The sequence below is a fragment of the Deinococcus rhizophilus genome (assembly GCF_030271215.1).
Taxonomy (GTDB): domain Bacteria; phylum Deinococcota; class Deinococci; order Deinococcales; family Deinococcaceae; genus Deinococcus; species Deinococcus rhizophilus.
Genome location: NZ_JASNGB010000037.1, coordinates 4,013 through 20,121 on the forward strand (window position 1 = coordinate 4,013; position 16,109 = coordinate 20,121).

The window sequence follows — 16,109 nt, forward strand, 5'->3', positions numbered from 1 at the left end:
CGTCGCGGCGGCCACCAGCGCCCCGGCGTCTCCCTCCTGCCGGGCGAGGAGGCGGGCGTGGGTGGCGAGGGCCTGCGCCTCCGGTTCCCCGGCCAGCGACGCCGCGCGGGCACGCAGCAGGGCGGGGCGGGCCGTGCCGGGGAGGGGGTCGAGTTCGCGCCGGGCCTCCTCCACTTCACCCAGCCGCAGGTGGGCCGCCGCGCGGGTCAGCGCCTCACGGCTCCAGACCAGCGTGAGCCGGGGGCGTCCGCGGGACAGGGCCAGAGCCGCGGCCCCTTCGCGGGAAACTTCAGGGAGGGCCGCGAACACCTGCCGGGCCCCGGCCTCGCTCCGGTCGAGGGCCTGAACCAAGTCGTCCAGAGGGGCGGTGTTCATGTCCGGCCAGGATACGGCCCGTGGGAGGCTGCAGAGGGGGTGCTTACGCGCTCAGCGCCATATCCAGGCCCAGAAAGCGCCACAGCGAGCGCCGGGGCACGCGCAGGCCCTCGGGGTGTTCGACGGCACCGAGGCGGCCGTCGCGAATCCAGCGGCGCACGGTGCGTTCGTGGGTGCCGGTGTAGTCGGCGACCTCGCGGACCTTCATCAGCTTGGGCATCGTCTGGAACTGTTCGGCTAGCGTCAAGGCAAACCTCCCTAAAACACGTGGGGCCGCCCGCAGGCAGCCCCAAGATGTCCGAGTTTTCGCGCGGCTCCCCGCATGCCGGGCACTCCTCCACCGGGGAGGCGGGGCACAGGCACGGGCAGGACGCGCAGGCTGTTCAAGGTGCCCGGAGCGTACCACGCCCCCTGTCCGCGTGCGGCCAACTGTAAAGGCGACCTCTGCTCCCGCCCTCACCGCGCTACGCTGCACGCCGATGAGCCTGCTGACCCAACTCTCCGGCACCCTGATCAACGTCGGCGCCGTCCTCGTGGGCACCCTGGTCGGCCTGCTGCTGGGCGGCCGGTTGCCCGAGCGCACCCAGCGCACGCTGCTGCAAACGCTGTCGCTGGTGACCCTCTTTATCGCGCTGGGAATGGCGGGCGAGCTGAACACCGTCTCCGGCGGGCCGATTCCGGGCGTGATTCTCGCGCTGATCAGCCTGGCCGGGGGCGCGGTGATCGGGGAGGCGCTGGGCATCGAGGAGGGGTTGACCCGGCTGGGTGAGACGCTGAAACGCCGCTTCCGGGGCGGGGGCCGCTTCACGGAAGGCTTCGTGGCCGCCAGCCTGCTGTTCTGCATCGGGCCGATGACGGTGGTGGGGGGGCTGCAAAACGGACTGACGGGGGACAACTCGACCTATGTTCTCAAGAGCACGCTGGACGGCATCGCGGCGCTGGCGCTGGCAGGGGCGTACGGGATCGGCGTGGGCTTCAGTGCACTGACGGTCCTGGCGTTGCAAGGCGCCATCAGCCTCGCGGCGGGGGCCTTCGCCGCCGGGCTGCTGGGCGGCGCGGACCCGGAGGTGCTCAAGACCAACCCCTATGTCCTGCTGGTCACCGGGATGGGCGGGCTGATCATCGTGGGCATCTCGTGGAACCTGATGCTGGCGGGCCTGGGCTGGGACGACCGCCGGGTACGCGTCGGGAGCCTGCTGCCCGCGCTGCTGCTGGGGCCGCTGGTGCTGTGGGGAACGGGGCGGCTGTAGGGCAACCTCTAGAGCATTGGACAGAATGACGGCCCCCGGGGAAGGGCGCCCCAGGTGCCTCCCCGAATGCCCAATGCTCTTCTTCAATTCGCTCGCTCTGCTGCGCAGCTTTGCAAGTCCGCTCGGCCAACGAATGCGGAAACCCACCGCATTCTTATGGCAAATGCTCTAGCTACTCCTTTTCAGCCAGGGAGAAAAAAGCCATCTCCGGTGGAAGACTCGCAGAGTTGCGCAGCAGAGGGGTTCTCGTCGCGCCAGCCCCCTCAGGACTCCGGCGTCCGTCTCGGCCAGCCCGTGTTCATCGGCACCCCGAAGACGAACATCGGCGCGAGAAACATCATTCCGCCGAAGACGAGGAGCAGGCCGCCCACCGCCTCGGCCCCGCGCGGCGGAAGCAGCAGCAGCAGGGGCATCAGGACCAGCGCCAGCCCACCGCATACCCACGCCGCCCGCATCCGCCGTTTTCCATCCGGGCCGGGAAGGGCGAAGGCGAGCGCCAGGACCGCGAGCATCAGGGCGTGGGCCGCGCCCAGGGTGACGTGCATGTCCCCGGTCACTCCCAGGGCGAGCGGAGCCACGAACGCGCCTCCCAGTGCCGCCATCACCAGCGTGACGTGCCGCTGCGCCGGGGTCGCGCTGCCAAACCGCGAGGACGCCCACAGCAACGCCACCATGCCCAGTCCCATCAGCGGGAGGGTCAGCAGCTCCAGCGGCGAGCCGTAACGGTCGGCCTCGCCCGCCGCGTTGAAATGCATCGGCACCTGCTCGGGCAGGGAGGGCAGCAGCACCAGCAGCGCGGCGAGCGAGAGCAGCGGCACCGCCACCGCCACCCCCAGCAGGACCCGCTCGGCGGTGGAATAGGCCGGGAGATGCCGCCGCGCTCCCGCCACCGCCGGGCGCCGCTCGGGGTCCGCGAGGTATTCGCGGTACGAGAAACGGTGCAGGCTGACCAGGACGGGCACGAGCAGCACCAGCAATCCGGCTGGGAGCACCCAAGGCGTCAAGAGCGCCGCCGGAGTCAACGCCGCGAACGCCGCGTACACCAGTCCCGCCGTGACCAGCGCCCGCGCCGCTTCCCGCTGGGTGGCGTACCACGCCCGCTCGGAGAGCAGCGCCCAGCGAGTGCGGAAGCCGAACCACAGCCCCGGCCGGGCACGGGCGGTCGCGTTTCCGGTGACCACGAGGCCCAGGCCGGTGGCCACCGTCAGTGCCCGCAGGAGGTCCCACCCGAAGGCGAGTGCGGCGGCAGCGACGGCCGCTTGCAGCACCAGCGCCTGCGCGGTGGCGTCCGCGACCGGGCGGTACTCGCGCTCCAGGCCGCCGAGGAGTGCGACCAGCCCGCCCAGCGCCAGCGAGGACACGCTCAGCGGCAGCAGGATCTGCCGCTCGCCCTCCGGCAGTCGGCCCCAGGCCAGCGCCAGCAACGCGAGCGCGGCCACCGCTCCCGCCACCAGCAGGGGGTCAACCCGGCTTCTGCTCATGGTCCGTCTCCTTTCCCGCCGGGCCGAACAGGTCCAGCAGGTCGGCCACCACCTCCTGAAAGACCGTCGTATTCAGGCGGTAGATCACCCCGGTCCCCCGCTTTTCCGTCCACACCAGATTGGCGGCCTTCAGCACCGCGAAATGGCCGCTGAGGGTGCTCTTGGTGACTGGAAACAGCCGGGCCAGCTCTCCCGCCGTGCGCTCCCCGCCGCGAAGTTCGCGCAGGATCGCGCGGCGGGTGGGATCGGCCAGGGCACGGAACACCTCGTCGATGCGGCTCAGGGGCATATCGCCCTCCTCCCCCCTGCCCCGTTACCGCAGCGCCCCGCGCAGGAACTCCACCACCGCCGTCACCACGCCGCGCTCCAGCGGCAGTTCGGCGTCGCCGTAGCGGGCGAAGTTGGCGGCCGGGTCCAGCGGCGCGGGCACCAGGACGTGATTGACTCCACGGGCGAGGTGGACGCGGGCGGCAGGCTGCGCGGCAGCCAGCAGGCGGGCATCCTCCGGGCGGACCTGCAGGTCGCGGTCCCCCTGCACGATCAGGGTGGGGAGGGTCTGCGAGGCGATCAGCCGCTGCGGATCGTACCCCAGGCTGCTGATGAGGTAGGGCTGCACGCTGGGCCGGAAGACCGGGGCCAGCACAGGCGAGACCTCCGCCACGCGCTCGCCCCGGCCCAGGGCGTCCAGGATGCGGCCCGTCTCCTCGACGAGCGCGGGCGGATTCGCCGGGTTCTGCCCGATCTGGCGGCGGATGGTGGCGCCGATGTCCTCGCCGGGGGCGGCGAGCAGGACCACTGCCCGCGCCGGGGACGGCGCTTCCCCAGCCTGCCCCTGTACGGCGGCCAGGGCGACCGTTCCGCCCTCGCTGTGCCCGATCACCGCCACTGGGCCGAGGCCAGGCTGCGCGGCGAGCCACGTCAGCCACGCCCGCGCGTCGTTCACGAAGTCGCCAAAGGTCTGCGCCTCCTCACGCGGGTCGGCCAGGGTGCTCGCGCCGATGCCGCGCTTGTCGGGCCGCAGGGTGGCGATGCCCCGCGCGGCGAGGTTCGCCGCCAGCTTGCGGTAGGTGCCCCCCGGCCCCGACAGCGGATTGTTCCCGTCGCGGTCGGTGGGGCCGCTCCCGGCCAGGATCAACGCGACCGGCGGCCGGGCGTGCTGCGGGCCGTCCGGCGTCTGAAGGGTGGCGGCCAGCCGGGCGCCCGGCACCTCCAGCGTGACCTCGCGCGTGGCGGCGAGGGAAGGAGCGGAAAGCAGGGCAGCGGTCAGGGGCAGCAGTCGGGCGAGTCGCATGGGGACCTCCAGAGAATCTAATTCGGTGGTTGCCTAATAACCGAACTAAGATTACCACATCAGCCTCCCGTCAGTCCTGCCTCATGGGAGGCGCAGGGAGGGCAGGCGGCTTGACCCGACCTTCAGAAACAGCCCAGGCGGCAACCCGTATCAGTGGCTCGTCAGCTTCGGTCCCTACGCTGCGCCGCATCTGAGCCCTATCCCATCCCAGGAGGTTTCACCCATGCGCCATTCCCTGACTGCTGCCCTGACCCTCTCCGCCCTGCTGGGCATGGCGGGCGCCACCGAGCCCCGCATCAGCGCCCAGAGCATCATCGTGAACCCCTCGCAGCCCACGCTCGACGTGCAGGTGTGGGTCAACAAGGACGCCAGCGGCACCCGCAACCCGGTCTACCGCCGGGGCGAGCGCATCACCATCGGGGTCAAGACCAACCGCGACGCCTACGTGTACCTGTTCAACGTGAACGCGAACGGGCAGATCGACCTGTTCTTCCCCAACACCTACGAGGAAAACAACCTCGTGCGGGCCAACACCAACCGGACCTTTCCCGGCCGGAACGCCAGTTACACGCTGACGGTGGGCGGCCCCAACGGCCAGGACCGATTACTGGCGCTGGCGAGCACCCAGCCGCTGAACCTGAACGACGTGGCCCGCTTCGTGGAGGGTGAGGGCTTCGCGCAGGTGCAGGTGCGCGGCCAGGACAACCTCGCCCGGGCGCTGAGCATCGTGGTGCGGCCCCTTCCGGCCAACAGCTGGGTGACCGACGTGGTGACCTTCCGGGTGGGAACGGCGGCCCAGGGCGGCGCGACGGGCACGGTGACCGAGACGCCCGTCCAGCCCGCCCCGGCCCCGGTCCAACCCACCCCCGTGCAGCCTGCGCCCTCCCAGCCTGTCACGCAGATTCAGCCCGGCGAGAAGCGCGACGGCTCCTTTGACACCGCGATGGTGGAGGCGTATGCCCGCCTCAAGGGGCCGGAATCGCTGGGCCAGGCGACCACCTACGCCGTGGCCTGGGGCGACGGCCTGTGGCAGAAGTTCCGGGGCGTGGCGGCCTACGGCGACGCGGCGCTGCTGCACGCGAACGGCTCCAGCCGCTCGTACGCGGTGCACGGGCGCATTCTGGAGCGCTACCTCGCGCTCGCACAGGCCGAGAACGGCGGCACCCGTCCGCCCAGTCGGTTGGGCTGGGCCGCCGCCGACGAGAAGGTCATTCCGCGCAACGCCTACGGCACGACCGGGCTGTACGGCTACTTCCAGAACGGGGCGCTGTACTCCAGCGAGAAATACGGCACCTTCTGGTTGCAGGGGGCCGTCCTGAAGACCTACCAGGGGCTGGGCGGCTCGGGGTCGTTCCTGGGCTTCCCCACCCGTGACCAGTACCTGCTGAACGGGAGCTGGGCCGCCGACTTCGAGGGCGGCACCCTGCGCACCGTGAACGGCGTGGTCAAGGTGTACCGCAAGTAATCCCACCCCGCGCCGGGGGTGACTGGCCTCACCCGCCCCACCTCCGGCTGCATCTCTCCCGCGTCCCTGGTCGGATGGACCGGGCCGGGTCCGAATAGGCCGCGCGGCGATGGGCGGTGAGTCCCGCTCCCAGCCGTGCCCACCTCAAGCCCTCCCACCCAGAAGGACCGTTCCAGAGGGAACCCAGCAGGCGAACGCGCCCCCAACCGGAAGTGGTGGGGGCGCTCGCCTGTCTGTCTCCTCATACGGATTCCGTCTGTTTCGTTGACAGACCGGAAGAACGCCGGTTTGTTCACTCCACGCCCGGGACCCGTTTTTCTCCTTCTCGCTCTGCTCGGATTGAATCACTTCGTAAACGATTGGGGAGGAGTCCGTATGAGCCTTCTCCCCTCAGCTCAGCTTGGCCTTGAACTCCCCGTAGCCGAAGGTCCTGACCCGCTCGTAGCTTCCGTCGGGCCGCAGGATGCCGATGTCGGGGTGCTTGACCCCATTGAAAAAGGTCGTCTTGACCATCGTGTAGTGGATCATGTCGTCGAAGACCACCCGGTCGCCGACCCCCAGCTCGCGGTCAAAGACGTACTCGCCCACCACGTCCCCGGCGAGGCAGGTCGTGCCGCCGATCAGGTAGGGGTGGCCGCCCGCCGTGTCGGTGGCCTCGCGGTGCTCGTCGTGCGGGGGGTCGCCTGCGCCCAGGATGCGCGGGCGGTAGGGCATCTCCAGCACGTCGGGCATGTGGGCGCTGACCGAGATGTCCAGCAGGGCGATGTCCCTGACGTTGTGCACCACGTCCAGCACGCTGCTCACCAGCCAGCCCGTCTGCCACCCGAAGGCCGAGCCGGGTTCGAGGATGACGTGCACGCCCCACCGCTCGCGGAAGGCCCGCACCACCCGGATCAGGCGCTCAGTGTCGTACCCCTCGCGGGTCATCAGGTGCCCGCCGCCAAAGTTGACCCATTTCATGCGGGGCAGGAACTCGCCAAAATTGCGCTCCAGCACTTCCAGCGTGCGCTCCAGCGTGTCGGAATCCTTCTCGCAGAGGGTGTGGAAGTGCAGGCCGTCGATCCCGTCGAGCAGATCCTCGCGGAACTCGCGGCGGGTCACGCCCAGGCGCGAGAACGGCCCGGCGGGGTTGTACAGGTCCGTCTCGACCTCGGCGTACTCGGGGTTGACCCGGATGCCGACGTGAAGTTGCTTCCCGGCCGCCCGCGCCGCCTCCACCTGTGGACGAAAGCGCTCCCACTGGGAAAAGGAGTTGAAGACGAGGTGGTCGGCCAGTTCCAGAATGCGCGGGAAGTCCTCGTCGGAGTAGGCGGGGGCGTAGACGTGGACCTCGCCCCGCATCTCCTCGGCCGCCAGGATCGCCTCGTTCAGGCTGCTGGCCGTCGCCCCGGTGATGCCGTACTCGCGCAGCAGCCCGAAAGTGCTCCACATCGAAAAGCCCTTGAAGGCCACGATGATCTGCGCCCCGCTCTCGCGCTGCACGTGCGAGATGAGCGAGAGGTTGCGCCGCAGCCGCGTCTCGTCGAGGACGAAGGCGGGGCTGGGAATCGCCGCCCAGTCGATGGTGTCCGTGGGCGTCACGGCGGGAAGCTGGAGATCGGTCACGGTCATGGGGGACAGGGTAGCGGGCCGGGGCCGGGGAAAAGGCCATACTGCACCCCATGCTGCGGATCGGCTCGGTGGTGTGGGGCGTGCAGGACGTGAGACGCGCCCTGGAGTTCTGGACCCAGGCGCTGGACTACCGCCCGCGCGACGAACCGGACGACGACTGGGTGGTGCTGGTCCCCCGCGAGGGCCACGGCGTGCAACTGGCCCTGAAGCGGGTCACGTCCCCGCAGGCGAGGCGGCATCACCTCGACCTCTACGCGGGCGATCAGGCGGCGGAGGCAGGGCGCCTCGTCGGGCTGGGGGCCGTGCGGGTGGAATGGACCTACGAACCGGACGCGGACTACGTGGTCCTGGCCGACCCGGACGGCAACCGCTTTTGCGTGGTGCAGAAGGGGGAAGCTTAGAGCATTGGGCAGAATTACGGCCCCCGGGGGACAGCACCCCAGGTGCCTCCATTCTGCCCAATGCTCCTGTCCCATTCACTCGCTCTGCTGCGCAGCTTTGCAAGCCCGCTCGGCCAACGAATGCGGAACGGCACCGCATTCTTATGGCAAATGCTCTAGCCCGCCACGAACCGCAGCACGCCCTCCGCCCCGCCCGCCGGGTCGAGCAGCGGAACCACGGTGCTGACGCTGACCTGCGCGGCGTAGCGCACGTCCTCCTCCAGCCCGATACCGCCCAGGTAGGTGCCGTGCCCGCTGCCTGACAGCACCTCGGCGGGGTTGCCGGNTCTAGCCCGCCACGAACCGCAGCACGCCCTCCGCCCCGCCCGCCGGGTCGAGCAGCGGAACCACGGTGCTGACGCTGACCTGCGCGGCGTAGCGCACGTCCTCCTCCAGCCCGATACCGCCCAGGTAGGTGCCGTGCCCGCTGCCTGACAGCACCTCGGCGGGGTTGCCGGAGCTGCGGCGCACCGTCAGGGCGATGCGGGCGCCGTCATCGGGGGTGAAGTCGCCCATCGCCAGGAGGTACTCGGCCAGCACCCCGGCGGCGTACACGTCCTCCAGACCCACCCGGCCGTCGGTCCCCGCGCAGACGATGGCGATTTCCTCGGTCGCCAGGGCACGGGCGCGGCGGGCGGCGGCGTGGGCGTTGGTCAGCGCGGCCAGGAGTACATGCTTGCCGCTCGCGGCGGCGAGATGGGCGGCGGCGGTCCCGTTGGTGGTGTTCATCACGACCGATTGGTTCGCGAAGTTTCCAGCGGCGGCCTCCACCGGGCTGTTGCCCAGGTCGAAGCCGGGGATGGGCCGCCCGCCGCGTTCGCCCGCCAGCACGACCCCTGCGGCCCGCTGAGTCAGGGCGACCTCCGGGGTGGAGGTCAGCAGCAGCGCCTCTGCCCCGCGTTCCAGGTAGGTCACGGCGGTGGTGGTCGCCCGCAGCACGTCCACGACGAGGACCACGTCGGAGTAGGCCCCGTGGGGCAGCAGATCGACCCGCAGCCTCATGCGAGCGCCGCCCGCAACCGCGAGAGCCCCGCCGCCGCCCCGTCCGGCCCGAAGACACTGCTGCCCGCGACGAGGTTGGTCGCCCCCGCCCCGGCCAGCGACCGGGCATTGGCGGGCGTCACGCCGCCGTCCACCTGAAGCTCGGCCGCGCTGCCCAGCTCGTCGAGCCAGCCGCGCAGGGTGCGGACGCGTTCCACACTCGCCGGGATGAACTTCTGGCCGCCGAAGCCGGGGTTCACGCTCATGACCAGCACGAGGTCCACGTCGGCCAGCACCGGGCGCACGGCCTCCAGCGGGGTGCCGGGGTTGAGGGTCACCCCCGCCCGCTTGCCCAGTTCGCGGATCGCCCCCACGACGCGGTGGACGTGCCGGGTGGCCTCCACATGCACGGTGATCCCGTCGGCCCCGGCCTGGGCGAAGTCGCGCAGGTAGCGTTCGGGTTCCTCGATCATCAGATGCACGTCCATGAAGAGGGGGGATGCCCGCCGCGCCGCCGCGAGGATGGGCAGCCCGAAGGAGAGGTTGGGCACGAAGCGTCCGTCCATCACGTCCACGTGCGCCCAGTCGGCGTCCGCGATGGCCTGCAACTCCTCGCCCAGGCGGGTGAAATCGCAGGACAGGAGACTGGGGGCGAGCTTGACGGGGCGGGCGGGAACGGTCACGCGGCCATGTTAACCCTTCTCATGGTGAGGTGGCTCACTTCCGGCCGCCTGCCCCCTGTGGCCCCTCCCGGTGGCATCATGCGGGCAACGATGTCCCCTTCCCCCTTCCCCCTGGAGGCCCGCTCATGACCGCACCCACCGACCTCTCCGGCTGGAAGGCCCTCGCGCAGAAAGACCTGCGCGGCGCCGACCCGGAGACGCTCAACCGCGCCACGCCCGAAGGCCTGATCCTGAAACCCCTCTACACCGCCGCCGACGTGGAGGGCCTGCCCACCGACACGCTGCCGGGCCTGCCCCCCTTTATCCGTGGCCCCCGCGCCACCATGTACGCGGCGCGGCCCTGGACCATCCGGCAGTACGCGGGTTTCTCCACCGCCGAGGAATCGAACGCCTTCTACCGGCGCAACCTCGCGGCGGGCCAAAAGGGCCTCAGCGTCGCCTTCGACCTCGCCACCCACCGGGGCTACGACTCTGACCACCCCCGCGTGGTGGGCGACGTGGGCAAGGCGGGCGTGGCGATCGACTCCGTCGAGGACATGAAAATTCTGTTCGACGGCATTCCGCTGAATGAAATGTCGGTCTCCATGACGATGAACGGGGCGGTGCTGCCCGTGCTGGCCGCCTTTATCGTGGCGGGCGAGGAGCAGGGGGTGCCCCGCGCCGCGCTCTCGGGCACCATCCAGAACGACATCCTCAAAGAGTTCATGGTGCGCAACACCTACATCTACCCGCCCACGCCGTCCATGCGGGTGGTGGCCGACATCATCGCGTACACGGCGCGGGAGATGCCGAAGTTCAACTCGATCTCGATCTCCGGCTACCACCTGCAGGAGGCCGGGGCGAACGCCGCGCTGGAACTCGCCTACACGCTGGCCGACGGGCTGGAGTACGTGCGGGCCGCGCTCGCCAAGGGCCTCAGCGTGGACGAGTTCGCGCCCCGGCTCTCCTTTTTCTTCGCCATCGGGATGGACTTCTACACCGAGGTCGCCAAGCTGCGGGCCGCCCGGTTGCTGTGGGACGAGATCATGGCGGGCTTCGGGCCGAAGAACCCGATGAGCCGCGCCCTGCGGACCCACTGCCAGACGTCCGGCTGGAGCCTGACCGAGCAGGACCCCTACAACAACGTGGTCCGCACGGCGGTGGAAGCGATGGCGGCGGTCTTCGGCGGGACCCAGAGCCTGCACACGAACGCCTTCGACGAGGCGATCGGGTTGCCCACCGACTTCAGCGCCCGCATCGCGCGGAACACGCAGCTCATCATCCAGGAGGAGACGGGCATTCCCGGAGTCGTGGACCCCTGGGGCGGCTCGTACCTGATGGAGCGGCTGACGCACGACCTGGCAGGGAAGGCCCGCGAACTGATGCGCGAGGTGGAGGAACTCGGCGGGATGGCCAGGGCCATCGAGTCGGGCGTGCCCAAGCTGCGGATCGAGGAGTCGGCGGCCCGCAAACAGGCCCGCATCGACCGGGGCGAGGACGTGATCGTGGGGGTGAACAGGTACCGCCCCACGGTCGAGACGCATGTGGACGTGCTGGATATCGACAACGCCGCTGTACGCGGCTCGCAGATCGCCCGGCTGGAGCGGGTGCGGGCGGAGCGGGAGCCGCAGGCCGTCCAGAGCGCCCTCGCCGCATTGGAGGACGCCGCCCGCACGGGTGAGGGCAACCTGCTGGCGCTGAGCGTGGAGGCGATGCGCGCCCGCGCCACCGTGGGCGAGGTCAGCGACGCGCTGGAGCGGGTCTGGGGCCGCCACCAGGCGGAGGTCCGGACGCTCTCGGGCGTGTACGCGCAGGGCTTTGAAAACGACGAGGGCTTCGCGGCCCTGCAAGCCGAGATCGAGGCCTTTGCCGAGGCGGAAGGCCGCCGCCCGCGCATCCTGGTCGTCAAGATGGGCCAGGACGGGCACGACCGGGGCGCGAAGGTGATTGCCACCGGCTTTGCCGACCTCGGCTTCGACGTGGATGTCGGCCCCCTCTTCCAGACGCCGGAGGAGGCCGCGCGGCAGGCGGTCGAGAACGACGTGCATGTCATCGGCGTGAGCAGCCAGGCGGCCGGGCACCGGACCCTGATTCCGCACCTGATCGCGGCGCTGCGCGAGCAGGGGGCCGGGGACATTCTGGTCGTCGCGGGCGGCGTGATTCCGCAGCAGGACTACGCCGAACTCCGGGCGGCGGGGGTCGCGGGCATCTTCGGGCCGGGCACGCCCATCCTGCACTCGGCGCGGGAGGTGCTGGGGCTGCTGCGGGGGCGGCAGGAGCAACCCGTCGCGGACGGAGTTCGTACCTGACCCCATGAAGCGCCTGCTCCTCTCCCTGCTCTGCCTCGCGCCCCTCGCCGCCGCGCAGCCTGCCCGCCTGCCCCCGGTGCCGAATCTGCCCACTGCCCGCACGGTGACGGTGGGCGACCTGCGAACCTGCACCGTGGGAGAGGTGCGCGTGACCGTGGACCGCGCCGGGCGGGTGCGCTTCCTGACGCACGGGCACCGTTACCCCGATAACACGCTGGTGGTGCGCCAGAGCTACGACCGCGCCGGGCGCCTGACCGGGGTGCGGGTGGACTTCAGCGGCTTCGCCGGGCGGCTGCTGGACGTGCGGGGCGTGTTCGACGCGCGGGGCCGCCTGATCCGCGAGACGGGGTATCGCCGCGCCGGGGTGACGACGCCGCTGCGGAGCTTCATCCGCCCCCTGCCCAGGGACGCGAGGTGCTGACGGTGATCCATGCCTGAGCATCCCCTCGCCTCTCCCCTGCTCGCGGGCGACCGCCGCGCCCTGGCCCGCGCGATCACCCTGACCGAGTCCACCCGCCCGGACCATGAAGCGGAGGCGCAGGCCCTCCTCTCGGAGCTGTTGCCGCACACCGGGCGCAGCATCCGGGTGGGCCTGACCGGGGTGCCGGGGGTGGGCAAGAGCACGCTGATCGAGGCGCTGGGCCTGCACCTCGCGGACGGGGGCCACCGGGTCGCGGTGCTGGCGGTGGACCCCAGCAGCGCCCGCACCGGCGGCAGCATCATGGGCGACAAGACCCGGATGCCCCGGTTGACCGTCCACCCGGGCGCCTACATCCGCCCCAGCCCCAGCCGGGGCACCCTGGGGGGCGTGGCGCGGCGCACCCGCGAGGCGATCCTGCTGTGCGAGGCCGCCGGGTACGACGTGGTGCTCGTGGAGACGGTGGGCGTGGGCCAGAGCGAGACGCAGGTCGCCGCGATGACCGACCTGTTCGTGCTGCTGACCCTGCCGAACGCGGGCGACGAGCTTCAGGGCATCAAGCGCGGGATCATGGAACTCGCTGACCTGTGCGTGGTGAACAAGGCCGATACGGACCCAAAGGCGGCGACCCGCGCCCAGACCGAGCTGACGGCGGCCCTGCGGCTGCTCACCCCACGTGGTGCCCCCTGGCGGCCCCGTGCCCTGCAAGCGTCGGCGGTGACGGGGGCAGGCATCCCCGAGCTGTGGGCGGCGGTGGGGGCCTACCGGGAGGCGGTGGATATCGCCGCCAGACGCCGCGAGCAGACGGGCGCGTGGTTCGACGACCTGCTGCGTGAGGCGGCGTGGCGGGCCTTTCAGGCGGGGCTGGACCCGGCGCGGCTGCGCGAATTGCGGGGGGAGGTGCTGGCGGGGCGGCTCACACCCGTGCAGGGGGTGGGGACCCTCCTCTCCCCCGTCCCGACGTGAGAGGGGCCGCCCCCGACAGGAAGCGGCCCCCTCTTGCTGACCTCCCCCCTTACTTGATGCTGCCGTTCAGCCCGTTCGGATAGAAGCCGCCGCGCCGCGCTCCAGGGGCCAGATACACGATGTTCAGCACCTCGCGGGTGCTGCGGCCGTGGCCCACCGCGTTGGCGTTGGCGGGGGCGAGGACGGCGTTGCCCCGCGCGTCGGTCAGGCCCGCGTCCTTGCCGCCGCCCACCTTGCCGCGCAGGTTGCTGATCGCCTGCACGACCTGGCCCACGTACAGCCCCGCCGCCGCGTTGACCTGCCGCTGCTGGTAGAGCATGGAGCGGACCGCGCCGCCGTGGTATGCCTCCACCGCCAGGATGCCCGCCGCCGCCTGAAGGTAGGCGGGGTTGGTGATCAGCGGGGCCGCGCCCGTGTAGGCGGTCACGCCCACATCCTCGAAGATGAAGGCCCCGTGCAGGAAGAAGAGGTCGTTCGCGTAGGGGTTAAAGCCCTTGATCGCCCCACCACTCGCGGCCTGCCCGGCGGCGTCGAAGGCTCCCGCAAGGTCGAGGACCGGGCGCGGCGCGGCGGCCTTGCCCAGCGCCCCGTACAGGAACTTGACGTGCTGGAACTCGTCCTCCGCGATGGAGCGGGCCAGGGCCTGCACGTTGCTGTCTTTAAACTGCATTCCACGCATGCGGTCAAGGTTCGCGGGCAGCCGAATCTCGGCTCCGCCGCCGATGGCCCGCAGTTCGTTCACGCGGCCCACGGCGGCGAGGTAGAAGGCCGCCTCCAGGTATTCCAGGTTGAGCGCGAAGTTCAGCACGTCCACGTCGATGTTCTTCGCGGGCGCGGCCAGCACCGGGCCTCCGGCGAGGCCGAAGGCGGCAGCCCCCAGGCCGAATTTGCCCAGGGCACCCAGGGCGGCGCGGCGGTTCAGGGGGGCGGGGGTGGCAGCAGTGTCGTCGTGGGTCATGGGGATTCCTCCGGTGAAGGGCCGGGTGTCTCCCGGTCCGGTCAACGGGGAATAAGCGCCTCAGCCCGGACTGGATGAGCGAGCGGCCCCATCCAGCAGCCGCATGAAGATCACGTGATGGTCCTCGTGAAAGCGGCGGGGGGTCCGCAGGGCCAGCGCGAGGGGCACCGGGCGGGCGGGAAGCGCGGCAGGCACGGCTTCGCGGTACACATGCGCGGTCGTCGGCGCGACGAGGGCGCGGGCGGGATGGGCGAACTCCACGCCACCCGCTGCCGTCTCGCCCGGTGGGAGCACCCGCCCCGGCAACTCCCACAGCCCGGAGCCGATGGGGTCGCGGCGGGTGTGCAGCCAGGCCCTCTCCCCCTCGACCTGCAGCCAGCGTTCCTCGTGCAGCCGGGCAGCAGGGGGCAGGGCGGCGCGGGCGGCCTCCACCGCCGCCCACTCGGCCCGCAGGCGGGGGTAGGCGGGTGTCCCCGTGAACCGGGCGAGAAAGGTCCGCACCCCCTCCGGGACCCCGTCGGGCAGCGGTCGCCCGGTGAAGTAAGCCGCCCGCAGGTCGGTCGCGTTCAGGCCGGGGACCTCGGGCACGGGCAGGCGGCCCCAGCCGGGAAACCAGCGCAGGTAGGCGGTGCTGGCGTCCTTCTCGAACCCGACGAGGGAGACCGGGGCCCCCTCTCCGAACACCCCCGCCGCCTCCCGGCGCACGTCGGCGGCCCACAGGTCCGCGTCGAAGCGGTCGGGCAGGGGCCGGAAGGTGACCCGGCGCAGGTCCGCCCCGGCCTCGCGCAAGGCCCGCCGCAGCATCCCCGCTCGCTCGGGGGCGCTGAAGGGATTCTTGACCGAGCGGGCGAGATTGGCGCTGCCCAGCAGCACGAGCAGGTGGTCGGCGTGGGCCAGCGCCTCCCGGACGGTGCCCAGGTGCGCCGCGTGGGGCGGCTGGAAGCGGCCGACATAGACGGCCCCGGCGGTCATGGCTGGAGATGGCCCCGCAGTTCCTCGGCCACCCGGTCGCGCAGCTCGGCCACGTCGTCCCCCAGGCCCACCCGGTAGAGGTGCGGATTGAGGGGGCGCCGGGTCCCCGCCGGAAGCCGGGCGAGGTCCGCACGGGCGCGGGCCTGAATGTCGGGCAGGGACTCGGGGGCGTGGGTGCGCCCGCCGCCCTCCATCACGACCTCACGGGCGGGACGCCAGGTCAGACCCTCCGGCAGCCGCGAGAAGCGCAGCGGGTTGACGGGGTCGCTCACCCGGTCGCCGGGGCGCGGGGCCTCGCCCAGGGTCAGCGCGTCCAGCGCGTAGCTGCCGTCCGCCTCGACCGCCCGCCACACCGCCTTCTCGCCCGGCAGGCTGGACTTGCGCGGCTCGCCCGTCAGTTTCATCTTGGGCACGCCGTCCAGTTGCGCGAGCTTGAACACGCCGCCCAGCGCCCCGCCCCCCTCGCCGCCCGCCGTGACGAGCTGGGTGCCCACCCCGTAGGTGTCGATGCGCCCGCCCTCCGCGATGACCGACGCGATCACCGACTCGGAGAGGTCGTTGCTGGCGACGATCTTCACGTCCGGGAAGCCCGCCCCGTCGAGGGCCGCGCGGACCCGGCACGAGAGGTAGGCGAGGTCGCCGCTGTCCAGCCGCACCCCGCGCAGCTCATGCCCGCGCTCCCGCAGTTCGCGGGCCACGGTCAGCGCGTTGGGCAGGCCGCTCTGCAGGGTGTCCACCGTGTCCAGCAGCAGCACCGTGCTGTCAGGGTACAGCTCGGCATAGGCGCGGAAGGCGCTCAGCTCGTCCGGGAAGCTCTCGACCCAGGCGTGGGCGTGCGTGCCGCTGACGGGCAGGCCGTAGCGCCGCCCCGCCTCCACGTTGGAGGTGCCCACCGCCCCGCCCACATAAGCGGCCCGCGCCGCGCTGAGC

At 71.5% G+C, this 16,109-nt stretch carries 17 protein-coding genes and 1 pseudogene; 6 read left to right on the forward strand and 12 right to left on the reverse strand.

The window, feature by feature from the left end:
* Positions 1–375: pseudogene (locus QOL99_RS06195) on the reverse strand (hypothetical protein); the annotation flags it as partial.
* 43 nt (positions 376–418) lie between these two features.
* Complete coding sequence (locus QOL99_RS06200; protein ID WP_285522316.1) at positions 419–622, reverse strand: helix-turn-helix domain-containing protein; 204 nt, start codon at positions 620–622, stop codon at positions 419–421.
* A gap of 232 nt (positions 623–854) precedes the next feature.
* Between QOL99_RS06200 and QOL99_RS06205 the strand changes: the two genes are divergently transcribed.
* Positions 855–1,625, forward strand: a complete 771-nt coding sequence (locus QOL99_RS06205) for a DUF554 domain-containing protein (RefSeq protein ID WP_285522318.1) — start codon at positions 855–857, stop codon at positions 1,623–1,625.
* A 263-nt stretch (positions 1,626–1,888) separates the two neighbouring features.
* On the opposite strand, the gene QOL99_RS06210 is transcribed toward QOL99_RS06205, so the two are convergent.
* From QOL99_RS06210 to QOL99_RS06220, 3 genes are read right to left on the reverse strand one after another with little or no spacing between them, the layout of a single operon-like run.
* Positions 1,889–3,106 carry a DUF1648 domain-containing protein gene (locus QOL99_RS06210; protein WP_285522320.1) on the reverse strand — a complete coding sequence of 406 codons (1,218 nt, stop codon included), beginning with the start codon at positions 3,104–3,106 and terminating at the stop codon, positions 1,889–1,891.
* Positions 3,087–3,395: a metalloregulator ArsR/SmtB family transcription factor gene (locus QOL99_RS06215; RefSeq protein ID WP_285522321.1), complete on the reverse strand. Its 309-nt coding sequence runs from the start codon at positions 3,393–3,395 to the stop codon at positions 3,087–3,089. Before QOL99_RS06215 ends, QOL99_RS06210 begins: the two co-directional genes overlap by 20 nt.
* Before the next feature lie 24 nt (positions 3,396–3,419).
* The gene (locus QOL99_RS06220) at positions 3,420–4,397 is read right to left on the reverse strand and encodes an alpha/beta hydrolase (RefSeq protein ID WP_285522323.1); all 978 of its coding nucleotides are present in this window, start codon (positions 4,395–4,397) and stop codon (positions 3,420–3,422) included.
* A gap of 223 nt (positions 4,398–4,620) precedes the next feature.
* Between QOL99_RS06220 and QOL99_RS06225 the strand changes: the two genes are divergently transcribed.
* Complete coding sequence (locus tag QOL99_RS06225) at positions 4,621–5,862, forward strand: DUF4384 domain-containing protein (protein ID WP_285522325.1); 1,242 nt, start codon at positions 4,621–4,623, stop codon at positions 5,860–5,862.
* A 390-nt stretch (positions 5,863–6,252) separates the two neighbouring features.
* On the opposite strand, the gene nspC is transcribed toward QOL99_RS06225, so the two are convergent.
* Complete coding sequence (nspC, locus tag QOL99_RS06230; RefSeq protein WP_285522327.1) at positions 6,253–7,473, reverse strand: carboxynorspermidine decarboxylase; 1,221 nt, start codon at positions 7,471–7,473, stop codon at positions 6,253–6,255.
* A gap of 50 nt (positions 7,474–7,523) precedes the next feature.
* On the opposite strand from nspC, the gene QOL99_RS06235 reads away from it, so the two are divergent.
* The gene (locus tag QOL99_RS06235; protein ID WP_285522328.1) at positions 7,524–7,874 is read left to right on the forward strand and encodes a VOC family protein; all 351 of its coding nucleotides are present in this window, start codon (positions 7,524–7,526) and stop codon (positions 7,872–7,874) included.
* 155 nt (positions 7,875–8,029) lie between these two features.
* On the opposite strand, the gene QOL99_RS06240 is transcribed toward QOL99_RS06235, so the two are convergent.
* The 3 genes from QOL99_RS06240 to rpe all read right to left on the reverse strand — a co-directional run bounded on the left by QOL99_RS06240 (position 8,030) and on the right by rpe (position 9,577).
* Positions 8,030–8,182 carry a hypothetical protein gene (locus QOL99_RS06240; protein ID WP_285522329.1) on the reverse strand — a complete coding sequence of 51 codons (153 nt, stop codon included), beginning with the start codon at positions 8,180–8,182 and terminating at the stop codon, positions 8,030–8,032.
* A 19-nt stretch (positions 8,183–8,201) separates the two neighbouring features.
* A complete protein-coding gene (locus QOL99_RS06245; protein WP_285522330.1) occupies positions 8,202–8,915 on the reverse strand; it encodes a 2-phosphosulfolactate phosphatase in 714 nt (237 codons plus the stop codon).
* The gene (gene rpe / locus QOL99_RS06250) at positions 8,912–9,577 is read right to left on the reverse strand and encodes a ribulose-phosphate 3-epimerase (protein WP_285522331.1); all 666 of its coding nucleotides are present in this window, start codon (positions 9,575–9,577) and stop codon (positions 8,912–8,914) included. Before rpe ends, QOL99_RS06245 begins: the two co-directional genes overlap by 4 nt.
* 125 nt (positions 9,578–9,702) lie before the next feature.
* Between rpe and scpA the strand changes: the two genes are divergently transcribed.
* Genes scpA through meaB form a run of 3 tightly spaced genes read left to right on the forward strand, consistent with a single transcriptional unit; the run spans position 9,703 to position 13,249 of the window.
* Positions 9,703–11,865, forward strand: coding sequence for a methylmalonyl-CoA mutase (gene scpA / locus QOL99_RS06255; protein WP_285522332.1), 2,163 nt, complete (start codon positions 9,703–9,705; stop codon positions 11,863–11,865).
* Between the two features lie 4 nt (positions 11,866–11,869).
* Positions 11,870–12,286: a hypothetical protein gene (locus tag QOL99_RS06260; RefSeq protein WP_285522334.1), complete on the forward strand. Its 417-nt coding sequence runs from the start codon at positions 11,870–11,872 to the stop codon at positions 12,284–12,286.
* A gap of 9 nt (positions 12,287–12,295) precedes the next feature.
* Positions 12,296–13,249, forward strand: a complete 954-nt coding sequence (gene meaB / locus QOL99_RS06265; RefSeq protein WP_285522335.1) for a methylmalonyl Co-A mutase-associated GTPase MeaB — start codon at positions 12,296–12,298, stop codon at positions 13,247–13,249.
* Positions 13,250–13,298: 49 nt separating this feature from the next.
* Here meaB and QOL99_RS06270 read toward each other — a convergent pair whose 3' ends face one another.
* The 3 genes from QOL99_RS06270 to pncB form a co-directional block, all read right to left on the reverse strand.
* The gene (locus tag QOL99_RS06270; protein ID WP_285522337.1) at positions 13,299–14,207 is read right to left on the reverse strand and encodes a ferritin-like domain-containing protein; all 909 of its coding nucleotides are present in this window, start codon (positions 14,205–14,207) and stop codon (positions 13,299–13,301) included.
* A 60-nt stretch (positions 14,208–14,267) separates the two neighbouring features.
* Positions 14,268–15,179, reverse strand: a complete 912-nt coding sequence (locus tag QOL99_RS06275; RefSeq protein WP_285522339.1) for an adenylyltransferase/cytidyltransferase family protein — start codon at positions 15,177–15,179, stop codon at positions 14,268–14,270.
* The coding region (pncB, locus tag QOL99_RS06280) for a nicotinate phosphoribosyltransferase (RefSeq protein ID WP_285522340.1) at positions 15,176–16,109 on the reverse strand (934 nt) is incomplete at its 5' end. The genes QOL99_RS06275 and pncB, both read right to left, overlap by 4 nt.

Excerpts from the sequence above, each read along its gene's own strand:
- QOL99_RS06245 (WP_285522330.1), bottom strand. The coding sequence starts at position 8,915 with ATGAGGCTGCGGGTCGATCTGCTGCCCCACGGGGCCTACTCCGACGTG.
- QOL99_RS06220 (WP_285522323.1), bottom strand. The coding sequence starts at position 4,397 with ATGCGACTCGCCCGACTGCTGCCCCTGACCGCTGCCCTGCTTTCCGCT.
- nspC (WP_285522327.1), bottom strand. The coding sequence starts at position 7,473 with ATGACCGTGACCGATCTCCAGCTTCCCGCCGTGACGCCCACGGACACC.
- QOL99_RS06215 (WP_285522321.1), bottom strand. The coding sequence starts at position 3,395 with ATGCCCCTGAGCCGCATCGACGAGGTGTTCCGTGCCCTGGCCGATCCC.
- scpA (WP_285522332.1), top strand. The coding sequence starts at position 9,703 with ATGACCGCACCCACCGACCTCTCCGGCTGGAAGGCCCTCGCGCAGAAA.
- QOL99_RS06270 (WP_285522337.1), bottom strand. The coding sequence starts at position 14,207 with ATGACCCACGACGACACTGCTGCCACCCCCGCCCCCCTGAACCGCCGC.
- QOL99_RS06205 (WP_285522318.1), top strand. The coding sequence starts at position 855 with ATGAGCCTGCTGACCCAACTCTCCGGCACCCTGATCAACGTCGGCGCC.
- QOL99_RS06260 (WP_285522334.1), top strand. The coding sequence starts at position 11,870 with ATGAAGCGCCTGCTCCTCTCCCTGCTCTGCCTCGCGCCCCTCGCCGCC.
- meaB (WP_285522335.1), top strand. The coding sequence starts at position 12,296 with ATGCCTGAGCATCCCCTCGCCTCTCCCCTGCTCGCGGGCGACCGCCGC.
- QOL99_RS06210 (WP_285522320.1), bottom strand. The coding sequence starts at position 3,106 with ATGAGCAGAAGCCGGGTTGACCCCCTGCTGGTGGCGGGAGCGGTGGCC.
- QOL99_RS06275 (WP_285522339.1), bottom strand. The coding sequence starts at position 15,179 with ATGACCGCCGGGGCCGTCTATGTCGGCCGCTTCCAGCCGCCCCACGCG.
- QOL99_RS06225 (WP_285522325.1), top strand. The coding sequence starts at position 4,621 with ATGCGCCATTCCCTGACTGCTGCCCTGACCCTCTCCGCCCTGCTGGGC.
- QOL99_RS06235 (WP_285522328.1), top strand. The coding sequence starts at position 7,524 with ATGCTGCGGATCGGCTCGGTGGTGTGGGGCGTGCAGGACGTGAGACGC.